Origin of the sequence: Vibrio sp. OPT20 (assembly GCF_963889365.1) — a bacterium.
Lineage (GTDB): Bacteria > Pseudomonadota > Gammaproteobacteria > Enterobacterales > Vibrionaceae > Vibrio > Vibrio splendidus.
Window position 1 is genome coordinate 280,517 of sequence record NZ_CAWPOA010000031.1, and the last position, 18,251, is coordinate 298,767.

17 protein-coding genes are annotated in these 18,251 nt (G+C 44.8%); 12 read left to right on the top strand and 5 right to left on the bottom strand.

Translation table 11 applies throughout. The features are described 5' to 3' along the window. Window positions 1-16: 16 nt before the first annotated feature. Complete coding sequence (locus tag AACR09_RS02390; RefSeq protein ID WP_017080052.1) at window positions 17-1,015, bottom strand: substrate-binding domain-containing protein; 999 nt, start codon at window positions 1,013-1,015, stop codon at window positions 17-19. A gap of 197 nt (window positions 1,016-1,212) precedes the next feature. Between AACR09_RS02390 and AACR09_RS02395 the strand changes: the two genes are divergently transcribed. Continuing rightward, on the top strand, window positions 1,213-1,545 hold the full coding sequence (locus AACR09_RS02395; protein WP_004734420.1) for a tRNA-binding protein: 333 nt from the start codon (window positions 1,213-1,215) through the stop codon (window positions 1,543-1,545). Window positions 1,546-1,591: 46 nt separating this feature from the next. Here the strand turns inward: AACR09_RS02395 and AACR09_RS02400 are convergent, their stop codons facing one another. Beyond that, complete coding sequence (locus AACR09_RS02400) at window positions 1,592-2,146, bottom strand: gamma-glutamylcyclotransferase family protein (protein WP_102495364.1); 555 nt, start codon at window positions 2,144-2,146, stop codon at window positions 1,592-1,594. 308 nt (window positions 2,147-2,454) lie between these two features. Here AACR09_RS02400 and AACR09_RS02405 point away from each other — a divergent pair, with 308 nt between their 5' ends. Continuing rightward, window positions 2,455-3,639, top strand: coding sequence for an NnrS family protein (locus tag AACR09_RS02405; protein WP_193835963.1), 1,185 nt, complete (start codon window positions 2,455-2,457; stop codon window positions 3,637-3,639). 91 nt (window positions 3,640-3,730) lie between these two features. Here AACR09_RS02405 and AACR09_RS02410 read toward each other — a convergent pair whose 3' ends face one another. Next, entirely contained in the window at window positions 3,731-4,741 is a 1,011-nt protein-coding gene (locus AACR09_RS02410) for an adenosine deaminase (protein ID WP_193835964.1), read from the bottom strand. A gap of 354 nt (window positions 4,742-5,095) precedes the next feature. Between AACR09_RS02410 and AACR09_RS02415 the strand changes: the two genes are divergently transcribed. Next, window positions 5,096-5,413, top strand: a complete 318-nt coding sequence (locus tag AACR09_RS02415; protein WP_004734416.1) for a DUF3622 domain-containing protein — start codon at window positions 5,096-5,098, stop codon at window positions 5,411-5,413. 193 nt (window positions 5,414-5,606) lie between these two features. On the opposite strand, the gene AACR09_RS02420 is transcribed toward AACR09_RS02415, so the two are convergent. Then, on the bottom strand, window positions 5,607-6,653 hold the full coding sequence (locus tag AACR09_RS02420) for a succinylglutamate desuccinylase/aspartoacylase family protein (protein WP_004734415.1): 1,047 nt from the start codon (window positions 6,651-6,653) through the stop codon (window positions 5,607-5,609). Window positions 6,654-6,924: 271 nt separating this feature from the next. On the opposite strand from AACR09_RS02420, the gene AACR09_RS02425 reads away from it, so the two are divergent. After that, window positions 6,925-7,464, top strand: a complete 540-nt coding sequence (locus AACR09_RS02425) for a DUF3332 family protein (protein ID WP_004734414.1) — start codon at window positions 6,925-6,927, stop codon at window positions 7,462-7,464. A 170-nt stretch (window positions 7,465-7,634) separates the two neighbouring features. Here the strand turns inward: AACR09_RS02425 and AACR09_RS02430 are convergent, their stop codons facing one another. After that, window positions 7,635-9,107 (bottom strand): aminoacyl-histidine dipeptidase, encoded by a 1,473-nt coding sequence (locus AACR09_RS02430; protein WP_193835965.1) that lies wholly within the window; start codon window positions 9,105-9,107, stop codon window positions 7,635-7,637. A gap of 1,065 nt (window positions 9,108-10,172) precedes the next feature. On the opposite strand from AACR09_RS02430, the gene AACR09_RS02435 reads away from it, so the two are divergent. The 8 genes from AACR09_RS02435 (at window position 10,173) to ribD (ending at window position 18,236) form a co-directional block, all read left to right on the top strand. Further along, window positions 10,173-11,462 (top strand): NCS2 family permease, encoded by a 1,290-nt coding sequence (locus tag AACR09_RS02435; protein ID WP_017080057.1) that lies wholly within the window; start codon window positions 10,173-10,175, stop codon window positions 11,460-11,462. A gap of 84 nt (window positions 11,463-11,546) precedes the next feature. After that, window positions 11,547-12,011 (top strand): oxytetracycline resistance phosphoribosyltransferase domain-containing protein Tet(34), encoded by a 465-nt coding sequence (tet(34), locus tag AACR09_RS02440; RefSeq protein WP_017084190.1) that lies wholly within the window; start codon window positions 11,547-11,549, stop codon window positions 12,009-12,011. Window positions 12,012-12,100: 89 nt separating this feature from the next. Then, window positions 12,101-13,354 (top strand): esterase FrsA, encoded by a 1,254-nt coding sequence (gene frsA, locus AACR09_RS02445; RefSeq protein ID WP_026012376.1) that lies wholly within the window; start codon window positions 12,101-12,103, stop codon window positions 13,352-13,354. 143 nt (window positions 13,355-13,497) lie between these two features. Further along, window positions 13,498-13,887 carry a sigma factor-binding protein Crl gene (gene crl / locus AACR09_RS02450; protein ID WP_004734391.1) on the top strand — a complete coding sequence of 130 codons (390 nt, stop codon included), beginning with the start codon at window positions 13,498-13,500 and terminating at the stop codon, window positions 13,885-13,887. A gap of 76 nt (window positions 13,888-13,963) precedes the next feature. Further along, window positions 13,964-15,148, top strand: a complete 1,185-nt coding sequence (gene proB / locus AACR09_RS02455) for a glutamate 5-kinase (protein WP_017084187.1) — start codon at window positions 13,964-13,966, stop codon at window positions 15,146-15,148. 66 nt (window positions 15,149-15,214) lie between these two features. Next, the gene (locus AACR09_RS02460) at window positions 15,215-16,465 is read left to right on the top strand and encodes a glutamate-5-semialdehyde dehydrogenase (RefSeq protein WP_193835966.1); all 1,251 of its coding nucleotides are present in this window, start codon (window positions 15,215-15,217) and stop codon (window positions 16,463-16,465) included. Window positions 16,466-16,621: 156 nt separating this feature from the next. Continuing rightward, on the top strand, window positions 16,622-17,071 hold the full coding sequence (gene nrdR / locus AACR09_RS02465; RefSeq protein ID WP_004734394.1) for a transcriptional regulator NrdR: 450 nt from the start codon (window positions 16,622-16,624) through the stop codon (window positions 17,069-17,071). 10 nt (window positions 17,072-17,081) lie between these two features. Then, window positions 17,082-18,236, top strand: a complete 1,155-nt coding sequence (gene ribD, locus AACR09_RS02470; RefSeq protein ID WP_193835967.1) for a bifunctional diaminohydroxyphosphoribosylaminopyrimidine deaminase/5-amino-6-(5-phosphoribosylamino)uracil reductase RibD — start codon at window positions 17,082-17,084, stop codon at window positions 18,234-18,236. Window positions 18,237-18,251: the final 15 nt, after the last annotated feature.

Below are 18,251 nucleotides of genomic sequence, written 5' to 3' on the forward strand. Positions count from 1 at the left end.
GTGAGTTGACCAGAGCTTAGATTTTCTCTACCGAATTACGGCGCACCAAAGTCGGAGAGAACATCATTGGCTCCGTTGAGGTGTTTTCACCTTTGGCTAAGTGCAACGCGAGTCGTGTCGCTTTCTCTGCCATCATCTGAATCGGGTAGCGAATGGTGGTTAGCTTTGGATGAACATAGCGTGCAATCAAGCCATCATCGAAACCGATGATCGACATTTTGTCCGGCGCTTGAATACCGTTCTCATCTAAGACAGACAGAGCACCTGCCGCCATGTAATCGTTGTACGCAACAATGCCTGTGATTGGCAGTGATTTAGTCAAAAGGTTGGTCATGGCGTATTCACCCCCTTCACTGGTGGGAGCTGAGTACTCAATATAGCTGTCAGATAACGCTATTTTGTAATCCGAGAGTGCTGACAAGTAACCTTGTACACGCTCATCGGCATCTTCAATGCTGTGCGATGAAGCGATACAGGCAATATTTTTATGACCATGACGAATCAGATATTCAGTCGCAAGATACGCGCCTTTCTTGTTGTCCAAGAAAATACAACGGTTGGCAATCTCAGCAATATAGCGATTGATCAGCACTAAGCCTTTGACTTCTTTTGCATAGGCAATCAGTTCTTCGTCTGTCAGGCCTTTTGAGTGGATCACTAAGGCGTCGCAACGGCTATTGATCAGTAACTCAATCGCTTGTCTCTCTTCTTCACGATCGTGTGAGCCATTACCGACGAGGATATGCTTTCCGTTCTCACGAGCGACGTTATCGACAGCCTTAACCAGCGTGCCAAAAAAAGGATCGGAGATATCACCAACCAACACACCGACGGTATTGGTGCTCTGGCTTACCAGCGCGCGAGCATTGGCATTCGGGCGATAGCCGAGTTTAGACATCGCTTTGGTGACGGATTCAATTGAGTTCGCACTTGCCTTCGGAGACTTATTTACGACTCGAGATACGGTTGCAACAGAAACACCTGCTTCCCTTGCGACATCTTTAATTGTTGCCATTTTTAACCTCTATACATTGCTGCATCTATTTAACACCGACAATGAGTGCAAGGCAACGAAACTCTCATTTTACTTCCAGTAATGAGATCTTTACCGCTTGTAATTATTAGGCTTAATGCTAGTGTAAACATTTACATTTTACTTAATTTTAGTAAATGATTTAATGAGTGAAAATAAATCAATATAGGAAGTGAGAAATGGATACTGTCTCTTATGGTGACTTTGCTAAGTTAGAAATGCGTGTCGGTAAGATCATTGAGGTTGTGCGTCATGAAAACGCAGACAAGCTTTACATCGTGCAAGTGGATATCGGTGAGAAGACGCTACAAACGGTGACCAGCCTAGTGCCTTACTACACCGAAGAAGAGTTGATGGGTAAGCAGGTTGTTGTTTTGTGCAATCTAGCGAAGGCGAAGATGAGAGGCCACACTTCTGAGTGCATGTTGTTATGTGCCGAAACGGAAGATGAATCTGAAAGTGTATTGCTGACCCCGGAACGTGCGATGCCTGCAGGTATTCGTGTCGTTTAAGATCGCTTTAGGTTGGTGAGTCAATGTGTTCACCAACCTAAATCAACTAGCTGCGAACAGTCAGTATCAAGCCATCAATCACACTGTGGTGGTGATCTGAAACCCCAGCAAGATTGCCGTATTTAGGCTGGTGGCGATCATTTTCTAATGGGTGATGCCAACCTTGTGTGTGTTGAACAAAGTGCGCCGCAAAGCTTTCAGACACTTCTAAACATCCAGCTAAGACCGTATCGACATAGGTTTGAACGATAGGGCTGTTTTCGCAAGGTGCTTGAATCTCGTCTTTGATGTAAACCCAGATCGCTTGATCCTGTTTAAACTTATTTTGGCTTTCTATCTGAGAGGCCTTTAATTCGATTCGGTGATAACCACGCTCACGGCGATCAAACTCAGTCAGCGCAATATCATCCACTTCAAGCAAAACTCCATTCACTTGTCCCTCACCGAGATTGACGATCAAAGGTGACAAAACATAGCTGTCATCGATCTTACTCCAATGACGAACTAGGCCATGCACTATCGCAGGAATCGCTTGTCCTGTTTGACCTGTGAGTTGACGAGAAGAGGAGTTGATCAAGCTACCATAACCAAAAATATACATCGCGTTCCCTGTCTGTTCTTTTGTATTTGAGACTAGTCTTACTATATGTTTGGCTTCATCAAATGTCAGTAGTTTTTTACTTTGCACACTTATGAGTCTAAATGACTTTTATGGGGTGTGTTTAATTGACACTTTTTTGAAGCCTAAAGACTCCTTGTTGCTTGTTTTTATTGGCTTTATACCTTTGGCGCGTTTCATGCATTACGTTAGGTCATATTGCAGTGATGATTACTGCATCATGAATTTGACTATGAAATAGCAATTCCCAGAAGCCACTCTTGGCTTGTTATCTGAAATAAGGAATGAGTTTGTTAAATATCACAGATAAAAGTGTAGAAGATGCGATTCCTGCATATCTTCGATTAGGTTTTAGACCTTTCTTCTTTTTAGGCAGTCTCTATGCTGTGATCGCGATTGTCGCTTGGGTCATCATGTTCCAAAACGGTCAGCCAGAAATGCTAAAAGTACCGGCGCTTTGGTGGCATGTGCATGAAATGCTGTTTGGCTTTGCCATGGCGATTGTGGTCGGTTTTGTGTTAACTGCGGTGCAAACGTGGACGGGCGTTAATGGAACCAAACACTATCGATTAGCGGTACTGGTTGGTTTGTGGTTAGCACCTCGTATTCTGTTTTGGACCCCCGCACCGTTATGGCTGATCTCATCGGTTGAGGCGTTGTTCTTAATCTTCGCCGCTTACGAAATTGGTTTCCGAGTTGTTAAATCGAAAGGCTGGAAGAATCTATTCTTTGTGCCACTGTTTATATTGGCTATCGTGGCGAACTTTGCTAGTTACGCGACCGTTAAAGGTATGCCTCCATTCCCATCGTCTGCAGTATGGCACGCAATGTTATGGTGGTTTACCTTGCTGCTATCAGTGATGGGTGGGCGAGTGATTCCGTTCTTCACGGCACGTCGCTTCGATTTTGAAAAAGCACAACCACTAGTTTGGTTAGAATGGTTAGCGAATCTACCTTTGGTTGGCTTATTTGTATTGAGCTTCTTCCCATTGACCTTTGCTCAAGTCGGCAATGAGTTGATGGTATTTGCAGGTGTGACTCAGTTGGTGCGCTTTATCCGCTGGAAGCCTTGGACTACGTTATCTGAACCCTTGGTGTGGTCGCTGCATGCGGCTTACCTATGCATCCCTTTAAGCTTGCTGCTACGTGGTTTATTAGACAACCCGTTCGCGAGCCACAACATGCTGCACTTGTTTGCAATTGGCGGTTTGAGTGGGTTAATTCTTGCGATGATTACGCGCGTGACAATGGGGCACACGGGTCGTGCAATCTATAAAGGGCCAAGTATGGCGTTAGCGTTCTCGGCTATTTTTATCGCGGCTTTGATTCGCAGCGTAGGTGTGACTTTCTTCCCTGCGTATTTATTTGAGATGGTGAACATCAGCGCGGGTTTATGGACGTTAGCATTCGGGTTGTTTATCTGGAAGTTCGGCATGATGCTTTTAACGCCAAGAGTGGATGGTCACCCAGGCTAAGCCTATTGATTTTCGAACCCATTTTGAAAGGGAAGCACTGAGCTTCCCTTTTTTGATCGCAGCAAAGCTCCATTCTCAAAGCTCCATTCTCTTAGTGAGTATTCTCGGCAAGATATTGGCGCACTTGTACAATGAGATCTTCTTTGGCGTGAGGCGAGATGAAACTCGCTTCGACAGCATTAATACTGAATTGCGCTAATTCGTTTTTCGTCAGTGGATGAGCATTGGCGACGGCGAGGAAGTTATCATTCATATAGCCGCCGAAGTAAGCCGGATCATCGGAATTGATGGTGACGCACAGCCCTTTTCTCAGCAACTCGACGATATTGTGTTCTTGCATGGTGTCGAAGACCTTTAGCTTGGTATTCGATAGCGGGCATACGGTCAGCGGTGTGCGTTTAGCGATTAGCTGTTCCATCAAGTCTTCATCTTCTACACAGCGAACGCCATGATCAATACGGGTGATGCCCAACAAGCTCAGCGCGTCACTAATATTTTGCGCAGGGCCTTCCTCTCCAGCGTGCGCGACGGTCAGAAAGCCTTGGTTGATCGCCTCTTGGAACACATGCTTAAACTTCTCCGGCGGGTTCCCTTTTTCCGATGAATCCAGCCCGACGGCAATGATCTTATCTTTGTAGGGAAGGGCTTGTTTGAGTGTTTCAAAAGCGCTGTCTTCATCAAGATGGCGCAGAAAGCACATGATCAGTTGGCTGCTGATCCCTAGTTCTTGCTCGGCTTGATTCAAAGCTTGAGTAATCCCACTTATGATGACTTCAAAGGCAATGCCACGTTCGGTGTGGGTTTGAGGGTCAAAAAAGATCTCAGTATGAACCACATTATCTTGTTGACACTTGAGTAGATAAGCCCAAGTCAGGTCATAGAAATCCTGTTCATGAATCAGTACGTTAGCGCCTTGATAATAGATATCGAGAAAAGACTGAAGATTGTGGAATTGGTACGCGTCTCTTACTTGGTCTGGGCTATCAAAGGGAATCGACACGTTATTGCGCTTGGCCAGTTGGAACATCAGCTCAGGTTCTAGCGTGCCTTCAATATGTAAATGCAGCTCAACCTTGGGTAAATGTTTGATGAAGCTATCCATAGCAACTCCTTAGCTATTTTAATTATGGGCGGAGTAGGCGAGACAGTAGAGTCTGTAAACCTGAGCCTGCAGGTTATCTCTTTCATTTATCTCTGTTTGAGCATAGTTCATTTCATTGTTGTCGATAAAACTGCACAGAAGTTGATGATGAATCGAGAGTTACGAACCCATTGAAATCAGGCGCAAACGATTTGCAGCAATGGAGTGTGATCCGCTGCAAATATTTGCAGCAATATTCATTGATTTGTGCTCTAATACCGCGCTTACCAAGGGATGGTGTTAAAAGATGCTCACTTAGATGGAGTTATCAAAGTGACCGATCCCTTAATGATCTCCCTTAGGAAAAAATAGAACATGTCTAAGAACAAAAAATTTGATATCCGCCTTACAGAAAAACGCAACGGTTGGTGTGCAGAGATTACTCGTCAAGTAACGTCTCGCAGCACAACAGTATCTAAGCGTGAGTCTGGTTTCGAAACTGAAGCTCTAGCACAAGAGTGGGCAGAGAAAGAGCTAGCATCTTTCATCTCAAACCAAGCAGAACGTAACGAGCGTAAATCAGAGCAGCGTAAAGAGCGTGACGAACTACGTCACACTAAAGAGCTTAAAGCTGAGCAAGCACGTGAAGCACGCGCAAAAGCTCGTGAAGAAGAGCAAGAAGACGCTGAGTAATCCAGTGCACAATTAATTTACAGGTCCCTTAATTTTAAGATAAGGGACAAGTAAAAAAAGCCCCGATATAGCTTTTCTCTTTCTAGTTAAAAGTTTATCGGGGCTTTTTCATTTGTGGCGTATTAGTCTGGATCACGTAACCACTCATGGCTGGTGGCTAAGTATCTGATTCATTAATTACCCGAATTCGGTCCTAGTTGTTTAGCGCTGTCAGCCAATCGTCTTCCGCGACTTCTTCAATGTAACTCTCTACAGACTGTCCCACTTCATCATCATCTTGCTTGAAGTAAGCAATGTGGAATACTGCGTCACCTTCGTTTACCAACGGTAGAGTTTGTTGACCAATCACGATACCGCCTTTAGTGGTGATTACTTGGCCTTCTTGGTGACCCAATGGAGAACTGATGTAAGCCAGGGTTTGTCCTGCTTCAACTTGTTCGCCAAGCCTTACCATATTACGCAAAATGCCGTCTGATTCAGCGCGGATCCAACTGGTCGATTTACTCAATACTGGCTCTGGTAACTTCTTACGGTTAGGGCGCAGCATGCCGATTTCTTTCATCACTTGATGCACGCCAAGGTAACCCGCACGAATCGCTAGGTGATCAAAACGCAGCGCTTCACCACCTTCGTAAGTTAATACAGGAATACCCAGTTTTTCCGCTTCGCTGCGCAGTGAACCGTCACGCAGTGGAGAATCTATGATCACGGGTGTTGCGAACGCTTTTGCGATGCGCAGTGTTTCAGGGTTCGACAGGTTTGCACGGATCTGTGGCAAGTTCGTACGGTGAATCGCACCCGTGTGAAGATCCAAAATGTAATCACAGTGCTTCGCTACGTTCTCAAAGAAGGTGTGAGCGATGCGTGATGTCAGTGATCCTTTCTCACTTCCTGGGAAGCAACGGTTCAGGTCACGACGGTCTGGTAGGTAACGAGACTTATGGATAAAACCAAATACGTTAACGATAGGCACAACAAGTAGTGTTCCTTTCAGTTTCTTTGGATCAATCGCATTGGTCAGCTGTCGTGCAATCTCAACACCGTTTAATTCATCTCCGTGGATCGCCGCGTTTACCATCAGTGTTGGGCCCGCTTGGCGACCATGAATAATTTCAATCGGGATTGAAAGTGGAGAATGCGTGTAAAGCTGAGCCGCTTGCAGTTCAATCTCCATTCTCTGTCCTGGCTGAACAGTATAACCAAGTAATTCGAAGGGTTGATTAGGTTTTAGTCTTGCCATTTAGGTTGTTCTCAACATGGTGATAATTCGTTAACACGGAATGTATCAATCGTTGATTTTTAGTACGAATCAATCGCTTTACGGTGACGACAAAACTTTTTTATGGAGGGGTTTCTTAATTGGTTTCTGTTTTTGATTTGGCTAGTTAGAAGGGGTTTATAATTGTGAATTTCCTGACAATACATTGATTTAACGCTGATATTTATTGTTCGGTTGGTTGGTATTATCCATCGCCATTTTTTGGCGGCCAAATTCAAATATCGAGATCAAAATGAAAAAAACAATTTCAAAAGTTGTAGCACTAGCAGTGGTATCTGTTGCTCTATCTGGCTGTGTGGGTAGTAACGCAGTAACCGGTTATCTAATGAAGTTTAACGTGAAGGCTGTTGATAACCGTTACGCTCGTGGTGGTTTGAACATACTACTTGCACCTGCGTATGGTCTAACGGTTGCTGCCGATTACCTAGTATTCAACTCACTAGAGTTCTGGACGGGTAGCAACCCACTAACAGGTGCTCCGCACATCTTTGATACTAAGACTGATACTTACCTTGATATCAACGATCAGCTTGATAAGTCACTGACTGAAGCGCCAGTAGGCCCGATCACGAGTGCCGATATGATTGAGAAAGGTCAAATGCAGCAGATCGACGAAAACACTATCCAAATGGACATCACTTACCAGTCTGGTGAGCGTGCGACGTTAATCGGTGTTCGTGAAGGCGAGATGGTGACATACTTCATCGACGGCGAAGTAGTGGCACAAACTTCAATTGATGAGCTAGAAAGCTACGCGGCTTCACGCGCTTAATTATTTATTTAGTCACAAGTAGCAGTGACAAAGATTAGATACAAAAACAGGTACTCATTGAGTACCTGTTTTATTTTGTTCTTAATAAACGGTGTTTACTGAAAAGTGCTATTTATTGAAGAGCCCATTTATTGGAAACACCATTTACTGAAAAACACTAGCGAATCGATTTATGCTTTTTCTGGGATCGCAGCAAGCAGTGCAACCATTTGGTTCCAGAACAGCTCAACTGTGTCGATCTTCACTTTCTCATCAGGAGAGTGTGGGAACTTGATCGTTGGGCCGAAAGAAACCATATCCATGTTCGGGTAAGGTTCTTTGAACAGACCACACTCAAGGCCAGCATGGATAACCATGATGTTTGGTTTGTGACCGTAGATGCCTTCGTACATGTCGCGGAAGATATGCATGATCTCTGAATCTGCGTCTGGTTTCCAACCTGGGTAAGCACCAGAGAACGCGATGTTAGCGCCTGCTAGTTCAGCAACAGAGTGAAGCATACTTTCTACTTGGCTACGACCAGAGTCGATAAGAGAACGGATCAAGCAAAGTACTGTGATTGAATCTTCTTCCGTTGTGATAACACCTACGTTTAGAGACGTTTCAACAACGCCTTCAATCTCGTCACTCATACGAATCACGCCGTTTGGACATGCGTTAAGTGCCGCGATAAAGCGAGCTTGGTCTGCTGCCGCTAGTGCGCCCATTTCTACAGAAGCTTCTTCATTGAAAGTCACGATGCTGTCTTCTACTTTACCTAGCTCTGTTGAAAGCAGCTCAGTGTAGTAGTTGTATAGCGAAGCTAATTTCTCTTGGTTTGCAGCAGGAACCGCAACCGTTACGAAGCCCTCACGAGGGATCGCATTACGAAGGCTACCACCTTTGAATTCTACGATGCGAAGGTCTAGCTCTTTTGCGTGACCCGCTAGGAAGCGAGCAATCAGTTTGTTTGCGTTTGCACGACCGGTGTGGATGTCACAACCAGAGTGACCGCCTTTTAGGCCTTTTAGCGTTAGCTTGCGTGTTACGAAGTCAGCTGGAATCGCATTACGTGCAATTTCAAATGTCATTGCGCCGTCGATACCGCCCGCACAACCCATGTACACTTCGCCTTCTTGCTCTGAGTCAGTATTAAGAAGGATATCGCCTTCTAACCAACCCGCTTCAAGACCGAACGCGCCAGTCATGCCTGCTTCTTCATCTACAGTGAGTAGAACTTCGATAGGGCCATGTTGGATTTCGTTTGAAGCAAGAACGGCTAAGCAAGAAGCCATGCCCATGCCGTTATCAGCACCAAGCGTTGTGCCTTTTGCTGTAACCCATTCGCCATCGATGTATGGCTGGATTGGATCTTTTGTAAAGTCGTGATCAGTGTCTTCGTTCTTTTGTGGAACCATATCGATGTGAGCTTGTAGCACGACACCTTTTTTGTTTTCCATACCCGGCGTTGCTGGCTTTTTGATGAATACGTTGCCCGTTGGGTCGCGACGTACATCTAGGCCTTGCTCTGTTGCCCACGCAATAATGTATTGAGCAAGCTCCTCTTCATGTTTCGAAGGGTGCGGGATTGAACAAATTTTATCGAAAAACTGCCAAATAGGGGCAGGGGACAATTTACTGATCTCAGAATGGAATTCAGACACGGATGACTCCTTTTTTATTTGATAACCATATATTTAGGATTTCTATAGGTAAAAAATTAGAATAAAAATCTAAAATATGGGTCTGTTTTGATGGCAACAGCATACCACTTGAGCGTTTTGACGAGTAGCGGTTATAAACCTCAAATACCTCAAATTTTGAAAGCGATCTTGTCCACCTGATCATAATTAAGAGACTTGATGCTTATAAATGGCGCAAGCAAACGTTTGTTTAATTCCACTTTGTAATTTAATTACAGAAATAAGTTTTCAAAATAACCATAATTGGCCAAAAGTGTGATGTATAGCAAATAATGCTTGTAATCTTTTTTCTTTAGGGTATATTAATAACCAACTTCTGAGATGAAGAGTAAATGCTCAAAGGATGAGTCCGTTTTATCGCCTCCAAGGAACCGAGAAATCAAATTCGTTTTTTATTGATTTATTAAGGTGATAGTTATGAAAGGTTTACCATCTGCAATGTTCTGGATTAACAGCTCTGTTTACACTAGCAACTTTGCATACCCTACAAGCTTTGGTTACTAATACCGTAAGCATGTAACTCGAACAGTTTTGTTCACCCCTATATATTGGAATTCTTTTACAGCCCTTTTGGTTGACAGATTCTACCGCCACTCAGTTTTGAGTGGCGTTTTTTTTTGCCTGCTACTTTTCCAAACCGCTTTCGCTTGTCACTTTCTTTGCTGTTCTGAGTGGTTGTTTTTTAAACGCCAAAATATCAATTTGCGTCTTATTACTGATCCTGTTGAAAAATACACAACTCTTGTGGGTTTAAATTGAGAATATGATGGCTACATTCTCAATGGAAATAACCGACGGTTGAAAAAACAACCAAGTAATCTCATCGCCTTTATTTCATTTAATCTATTGTTTTTAATAGTTATTATTCTTTTTGTTCCTCATTTGTAATCGCTTTGTTTCATACGGCATTCTGATAAATATCGATTAGAGCCTTAATTCTATCTGGAATTTGTTATTTGATAACTTTATAATCCACAGCCAATCGTTTACGCAACCGTTTACTTTTTACCCTTATAGGATTCGATAATGTTCGAAAAGCTATTCAAACTCAGTGAAAATGGCACCAATGTGCGCACTGAAATCATCGCAGGTCTAACCACCTTCCTAACAATGGCTTACATCATTTTTGTAAACCCAATGATTCTAGCTGATGCTGGTATGGACCATGGCGCTGTATTTGTAGCAACCTGTTTAGCGGCTGCTATTGGCTGTTTCATCATGGGCTTTGTTGCTAACTACCCAATTGCTCAAGCACCAGGCATGGGCTTGAACGCATTCTTTACCTACGCTGTTGTAATGGGTATGGGTTATACGTGGCAAGTTGCTCTGGCAGCGGTTTTCGTATCAGGCGTAATCTTCATCTTCTTAAGTATCTTTAAGATCCGTGAATGGATTATCAACTCGATCCCTATGTCTCTGCGTGTTGGTATCTCTGCGGGTATCGGTCTTTTCCTAGCATTTATCGCGCTTAGCAATGCAGGCATCGTTGTTTCTAATCCAGCGACTAAAGTTTCACTGGGCGATATCACTGCGATTGCGCCAATGTTAGGTGCGCTTGGTTTCTTCATTACTATTGCTCTTGTACACCGTGGTGTGAAAGGCGCAGTAATGATCGCGATTCTCGCTATCACAGCGATTGGCATTGCGATCGGTGACGTTCAATACGGCGGCATCATGTCGACACCACCAAGCCTTGCTCCTACATTCATGCAGCTTGATTTCTCGGCTGTATTTGAAATCGGTATGATTTCAGTGGTATTCGCATTCTTGTTCGTCGATTTGTTCGATACCGCGGGTACCCTGGTTGGTGTTGCAACGAAAGCAAACCTAATCAAAGAAGACGGTAAACTACCGCGCTTGAACAAAGCACTGCTTGCTGACTCTACAGCAACATCTATTGGTGCATTGCTAGGTACATCAAACACAACTTCTTATGTTGAGAGTGTTGCGGGTGTTGCTGAAGGCGGTCGTACCGGTCTAACTGCTGTTGTTGTTGGTATCTTATTCCTACTGGCTCTTTTCTTCTCGCCACTTGCAGGTATGATTCCGGCTTACGCAACATCAGGTGCACTTTTCTATGTAGCAATTCTGATGATGTCTGGCCTAGTTGGCATTGATTGGCGTGATCTTACGGAAGCCGCACCAGTCGTGGTAACATGTCTGCTTATGCCGCTGACGTACTCTATCGCTGAGGGTATCTCACTAGGTTTCATCGCTTACGCTGCAATTAAGCTGCTAAGTGGTAAAGGTCGCGACGTTTCACCTGCTGTGTGGGTAATGTCGGTTATCTTTATTCTTAAATACATTTTCGCTTAATCGTCTAGATTTCTGCTTAATCGCTGAAGAGGCTATGTAAGGCATAGCCTCTAATAACATGACAAAATTATTAGGTTTTATACTATGAGCAACAAATTCGTTATCACTTGGGACAACATGCAGACTTACTGCCGTCAACTTGCTGAAAAGCAAATGCCAGCAGAGCAGTGGAAAGGCATCTGGGCAGTAAGCCGTGGTGGTTTGGTTCCTGGTGCAATCTTGGCTCGCGAACTGGGTATTCGTCACGTAGATACGATTTGTATTTCTAGCTACGACCACGATCACCAACGTGATATGACAGTCGTTAAAGCACCTGAAGGTGACGGCGAAGGCTTCCTAATCGTTGAAGACTTGGTTGATAGTGGTGATACTGCACGCAAGCTTCGCGAAATGTACCCTAAAGCGAAACTGATCGCTGTATGTGCTAAGCCATCTGGTGCTGATTTACTAGACGAGTACATCGTGGATATCGCTCAAGACACATGGATTGAGCAACCTTGGGATACTAGCCTAAGCTTCGTTGAGCCGGTAAATCGCAAGTCAAAATAAGTGTAAACTTAGTTTTTTGAGAAATGACCCTTTATAGGGTCATTTTTTTTTATATGATTAGTAACAACCATTTCTTATTAAGTATCCCAATGTCTGAATCAGAAGAAACGAGCTCGAACCTTTCGGAAACCTTGTTTGTAAAGCACAAGCAGGCCAAAGAGACCTCAATGCTTACTCGCTACATGCCAAGTTCTGAAGAACTGCTGGATAAAAAGCGTGAAGAGCAGAACTCATCTTGGTATCGAAACCTAAGACGTCTTCAGTGGGTATGGCAAGGCGTTAACCCGATAGAGCAAGAAGCGGTATTAGCACGCATCGCGTCATCCGATAATTCTCGTACCACTGATGAGTGGCTAGATACCGTGATGGGCTACCGCAGCGGTAACTGGGCATACGAGTGGACCAAGCTGGGCATGCAGCACCAAAATCGCTCGAATGAAAAGAACGGCGAAGAAATGGCTGAAGAGTTATTTTCAGCATCGCTGTGTTTCAGCATTGCGGGCTACCCACATCTAAAGAACGATAACCTTGCTGCTCAGGCACAGGTATTAGCGAATGCGGCGTATTCTGAAGCGATCAAACACACCAAATTGATCGTCAAACAAATCGAAGTGCCGTATCAAAACAAAAAGATTAAGGCGAACTTACATCTAACCAAAACAGACAAACCACAACCTGTCGTGATCGTGAGTGCAGGTTTAGATAGCCTGCAAACTGACATGTGGCGTTTGTTTAGAGATTACCTAGCACCGAAAAATATTGCGATGCTAACGATTGATATGCCGTCGATAGGGCACAGTTCGCACTGGCCACTAACCGAAGACTCTTCTTGCCTGCATCAAGCCGTGTTGAATGAACTGCCTAACATTCCATGGGTGGACCATCATAAAGTCGGTCTGTTCGGTTTCCGGTTCGGTGGTAACGCGATGGTGAGGTTGTCCTTCCTTGAGCAACATAAACTCAAAGCGTGTATCTCTTTAGGGGCTCCGATCCACGATATCTTTGTTCATGCCGACAAACTAAAGCAGATGCCTAAGATGCACTTGGATGTATTGGCTTCGCGTCTTGGTAAAGGGGCGGTGGATATCAATAGCCTTTCTGGACAATTGATGGCTTGGTCATTGAAGGTGCAAGGCTTGCTGGCTAACAGTAAAACCAGTGTTCCTATTTTGGCATTGGCTTTGGAAGGTGACCCTGTTTCACCGCATCTGGATAATCAACTGGTTGCTATTTACAGTGATTACGGCAAAGCGAAGAAAATCAAAACCAAATCAATTACACAGGGGTATGAGCAATCCCTCGAATTAGCGATAAAGTGGCTTGAGGATGAATTATTTAGATGACATTTCTCCGAAATTAGTTAAGCATGAAAAGTGTACAAAGTAAGTACCTGATACTCAGAGAAAATTTATAAAATCCAACTGCGTGCTTTCTACGTATTGCAGTCTGAGTAACGTCATTCTTAACATTGAAATGGAGATTCAATATGTCAGAAGTGACACAACAACCTACGCATTATCGCTTGTTAAACGTTTTAAAGGCTATTGGGCCTTACTTGAGGGAGCCGCAATCAGAAGATGGTCATTACATTTTTGATTGCTTGTCTGTGTGTGTGAACGATAAAAAGTCACCAGAAGAGCGTGAGTTCTGGGGCTGGTGGTTAGAGTTGGATAAGTCGGAAGAAGGATTCTCGGCGAAGTACAACACGGGTAAATACAACATTGATGGTAACTGGGATCCTTTGCCATTACCTAAAAAGGCGGTCGCTGAGGTCTCTCGAACTCAAGAAGCCTTTCACCAAAAGCTGGTTGACGAACTTCAAAAGAAATTTGAAATCGGCGTTCAGTTAGACGAAGAGTCTGTCGAATTCGTCTGATTTTGAAGGTTACTCTTCTCTATAAAGCAAAAAGGTGCGATTTCGCACCTTTTCTGCTTGTGAATTCCCCTGTTGATTGCTAAAACATCACCTCTTATTTGTTTTATTCATAAAAGACTTCATGACAACAAATCATCAAAGCGGGACAACAACACAGCGTAAAACTGTCGTTGTTAAACTGGGTACCAGTGTCTTAACTGGTGGAACATTGGCATTAGACCGCGCTCACATGGTTGAGCTGGTTCGTCAATGTGCTGAATTAAAAAAACAAGGCCACTCTGTGGTTATGGTTTCGTCTGGTGCAATTGCAGCCGGACGTGAGCACCTTGGTTACCCCGCACTTCCCAACTCGATGGCGAGCAAACAATTGCTTGCGGCAGTTGGGCAAAGTCAGTTGATTCAAGTTTGGGAGTCTTTGTTTGCTATCTATGGCCTTAAGATTGGCCAGATGCTACTGACTCGTGCCGATCTCGATGATCGCGAGCGTTTTCTGAATGCACGTGACACGATCAACGCGCTCGTTGAGCACGATATTATTCCGGTAGTAAACGAAAACGACGCAGTAGCCACCAACGAAATTAAAGTGGGCGACAACGATAACTTATCGGCACTGGTTGGTATTTTATGTGGCGCTGATAAGCTTTTGTTACTCACTGACCAAAAAGGTCTGTTTACCGCAGACCCTCGTAAAGACCCAAATGCTGAACTCATCAAAGAAGTAAAAACCATTGATGACACACTGCGTAAGATCGCAGGTGGCAGCGGTACGACGTTAGGTACCGGCGGTATGGCAACAAAACTGCAGGCGGCTGATATTGCCCGTCGTGCGGGTATTGAAGTGATTATTGCTGCGGGCAGTGCTGAGAATGTGGTGTTTGATTCATTGAGTGACAACCCACAAGGCACGCGTTTCTTGCCTTTAGCTGAAGCGCTTGAAAACCGTAAACGTTGGATTCTAGCAGGCCCAGCTTCTGCTGGTGACATCGTAGTCGACGATGGAGCGGTGAACGCAGTTAACACTAAAGGCAGTAGCTTGTTGGCGAAAGGGGTTGTTCGAGTTAAAGGCGAATTTTCTCGTGGTGAAGTCACCCAAGTCACAGACAGTAAAGGCAAAGTCATTGCACGTGGTATCGCCAGTTATTCAAGCCAAGACCTAGCAAAAATTGCAGGCAAGCACAGTAAAGATATTGGCGACATTCTTGGATACGATTATGGGTCAGAAGTCATTCACCGTGACGACCTTGTTGTAATCCAAGAGTAGCTCGTGATGATAAGGCGAATCGCCTTTTTGCATCCAAAGACAGACAGAATTTAGGGAGAGTTAAACGTGGATTTAACTAACATGGGTATCGCAGCAAAAGACGCTGCTTTCCACCTAGCGACCGCATCTACGGCGCAAAAGAATAAAGCATTGGCGATCATCGCTGATGAGCTAGAAGCAAACGCAGCTACGATTTTAGAAGCGAACGCAAAAGACATCGAACTTGGTCGTGAAGCGGGTCTGACTGATGCACTTTTAGATCGCCTGTTGCTCAACGAAGAGCGCTTAACCGGCATCGCTAACGATGTGCGTAACGTGATTAGCCTTAACGACCCTGTGGGCAGCGAGATTGACAGCAAGGTACTGGAAAACGGTATGTCACTCTCTCGCCGCCGCGTACCGCTTGGCGTGGTGGGTGTTATCTATGAAGCGCGTCCGAACGTAACCATCGATATTGCAGCTCTGTGTTTGAAGACAGGTAACGCAAGTATTCTACGTGGTGGTAAAGAGACGTTCTTCTCGAACATGGAACTGGTTAAAGTTATCCAGTCTGCATTAGAGAAAGCGGAGCTTCCAGCGGCTTCTGTTCAGTACATCGAGAAACCCGATCGTGAACTTGTCTCTCAACTGCTTAAACTGGATGACTACGTGGATATGATTATTCCTCGTGGTGGCGCTGGTTTGCACAAGATGTGTAAAGAGAACAGTACTATTCCAGTTATCATCGGTGGTTTCGGTATCAGCCATATCTTTGTTGATGAGAGCGCTGATCTTGAGAAGTCTGTTGATGTGGTTGAAAACTCGAAAGTTCAACGTCCATCTGCATGTAACTCATTGGATACGCTGCTAGTGCATGAAGCGGTTGCTGAGGCTTTCCTTGCTAAGCTGACACAGCGTTTAGCAGGCAAGGTTACCTTGGTTGCTGACACTAGCGCAAAATCTCTGATGGCAGGTTTTGAAGACCAACGTGATGCGGTTGAAGGTGACTTTGACACTGAATGGCTAAGCTACACGTTAGGCGTGAAAGTGGTAGCGGATGTGGCAGAAGCGATTGACCACATGCGCGTACACAACGCGAGTCACTCAGATGCGATCATGACTAACAGTCTAGAGAGCTCAGAGCGTTTCATTAACTCTGTTGGTTCTGCGGCGGTTTATGTGAATGCATCAACACGTTTCACTGATGGCGCACAGTTTGGTTTAGGCGCTGAAGTCGCAGTATCAACCCAGAAGCTGCACGCTCGCGGCCCAATGGGCTTAGAAGAACTGACAAGCTACAAATGGGTAGGTAAAGCGAACTATTTAGTTCGCGGTTAACGCTGGTCGTTAATTTTACTCCTCAGCTCATTTTTGAAATGGCGATCGAGTAGCAATAATCAATGAATCACCACACAAAAGGGCCTTAATTGGCCCTTTTTCTTTCCTAACGTTTGGCAATTCCGTTACACTGATATTCAATTATTTGGAGGTGATATGCATTGTCCTTTTTGTTCAGAGAACGACACTAAAGTAATCGATTCAAGACTGGTAGCCGATGGCCATCAGGTTCGTCGTCGCCGTCAATGCCTTGCATGTAGTGAACGTTTTACGACTTTCGAATCGGCAGAACTTGTGATGCCGAAAGTCATAAAATCGAATGGAAACCGCGAACCATTTAATGAAGATAAAATGGTGGGTGGTGTACAGCGCGCCCTAGAAAAACGCCCAGTGAGTGCTGATGCGATTGAACTTGCGATCAGTACGATTAAGTCACAACTCCGTGCAACTGGTGAGCGTGAAGTACCAAGCGAGATGATTGGTAATCTTGTGATGGGCCAATTGAAAGAATTGGATAAAGTGGCGTACATTCGTTTTGCCTCTGTTTACCGCAGCTTTGAAGACATCCGAGAGTTTGGCGAAGAAATCGCTAAATTAGAGGATTAACGCCTCAATCATGTCAAACTTTACTCCCCTAGATTTTCAAATGATGTCGCGTGCTATTCAGTTAGCAAAACGCGGCATTTACACCACTGCACCCAACCCGAATGTGGGTTGTGTCATCGTACAAACCGACGGTCAGATCGTTGGCGAAGGTTTTCATGCCAAAGCCGGTGAGCCTCATGCTGAAGTATATGCTATGCGAATGGCGGGCGACAAAGCAAAAGGTGCGACTGCTTATGTAACGCTAGAACCTTGTTCTCATTACGGTCGAACGCCGCCTTGTGCTGAAGGTTTGATTAAGGCTCAAGTAGCCAAAGTGATTTGTGCCATGCAGGACCCAAACCCAAAAGTTGCAGGTCGTGGTATCAAAATGCTACGCGACGCAGGCATTGAGGTTGAAATCGGTTTATTAGAGCAAGATGCTCTCGACTTGAACCCTGCATTTATCAAGCGTATGCAAACGGGCATGCCATTCGTTCAGTTAAAGATGGCGGCTAGCCTCGATGGGCAAACGGCATTGGAAAATGGTCAAAGCCAGTGGATCACATCGCCAGAAGCGCGTCGTGATGTTCAGAACTACCGAGCAAAATCAGGCGCGGTGCTATCAACCAGCCAAACGGTGATTGAAGACAACGCGTCGCTGAATGTTCGTTGGGCAGAGTTGCCAAGCAGTACCAAAACAAATTACGTTGAAGACGAGTTGCGCCAGCCGATTCGCGTGATTCTTGATCGTCAAAATCAACTGCGTCCTGAGCTAAAGTTATTCCAAACTCCAACATCGGTATTGAGAGTCGCTGAAGCGTCTGCTGATATTGAAGTCGGAACCACAGAGGCAGGTCAGCTCGATTTGCACGATCTGATGCGTCAATTACCTGCAAATCATATCGACCATATTTGGGTCGAAGCGGGCGCGACATTGGCAAAAAGCTTGATTGAAGCACGGCTAGTGGATGAGCTAATCCTCTATTTAGCACCTAAACTTATGGGCAGTGACGGACGAGGTTTGATGGGCGCATTAGGGCTCACTTCAATGTCTGACGTTATTGACCTAGAAATTAAAGATGTTCGACAGGTTGGTGTGGATATTCGCATCGTGGCTAAACCTATTATTGCGAAATCAATTGTTACGAAACCTACTGTCGCGAAACCAATTGCGGCTAACCAATAGTCGCGAAATAAATCG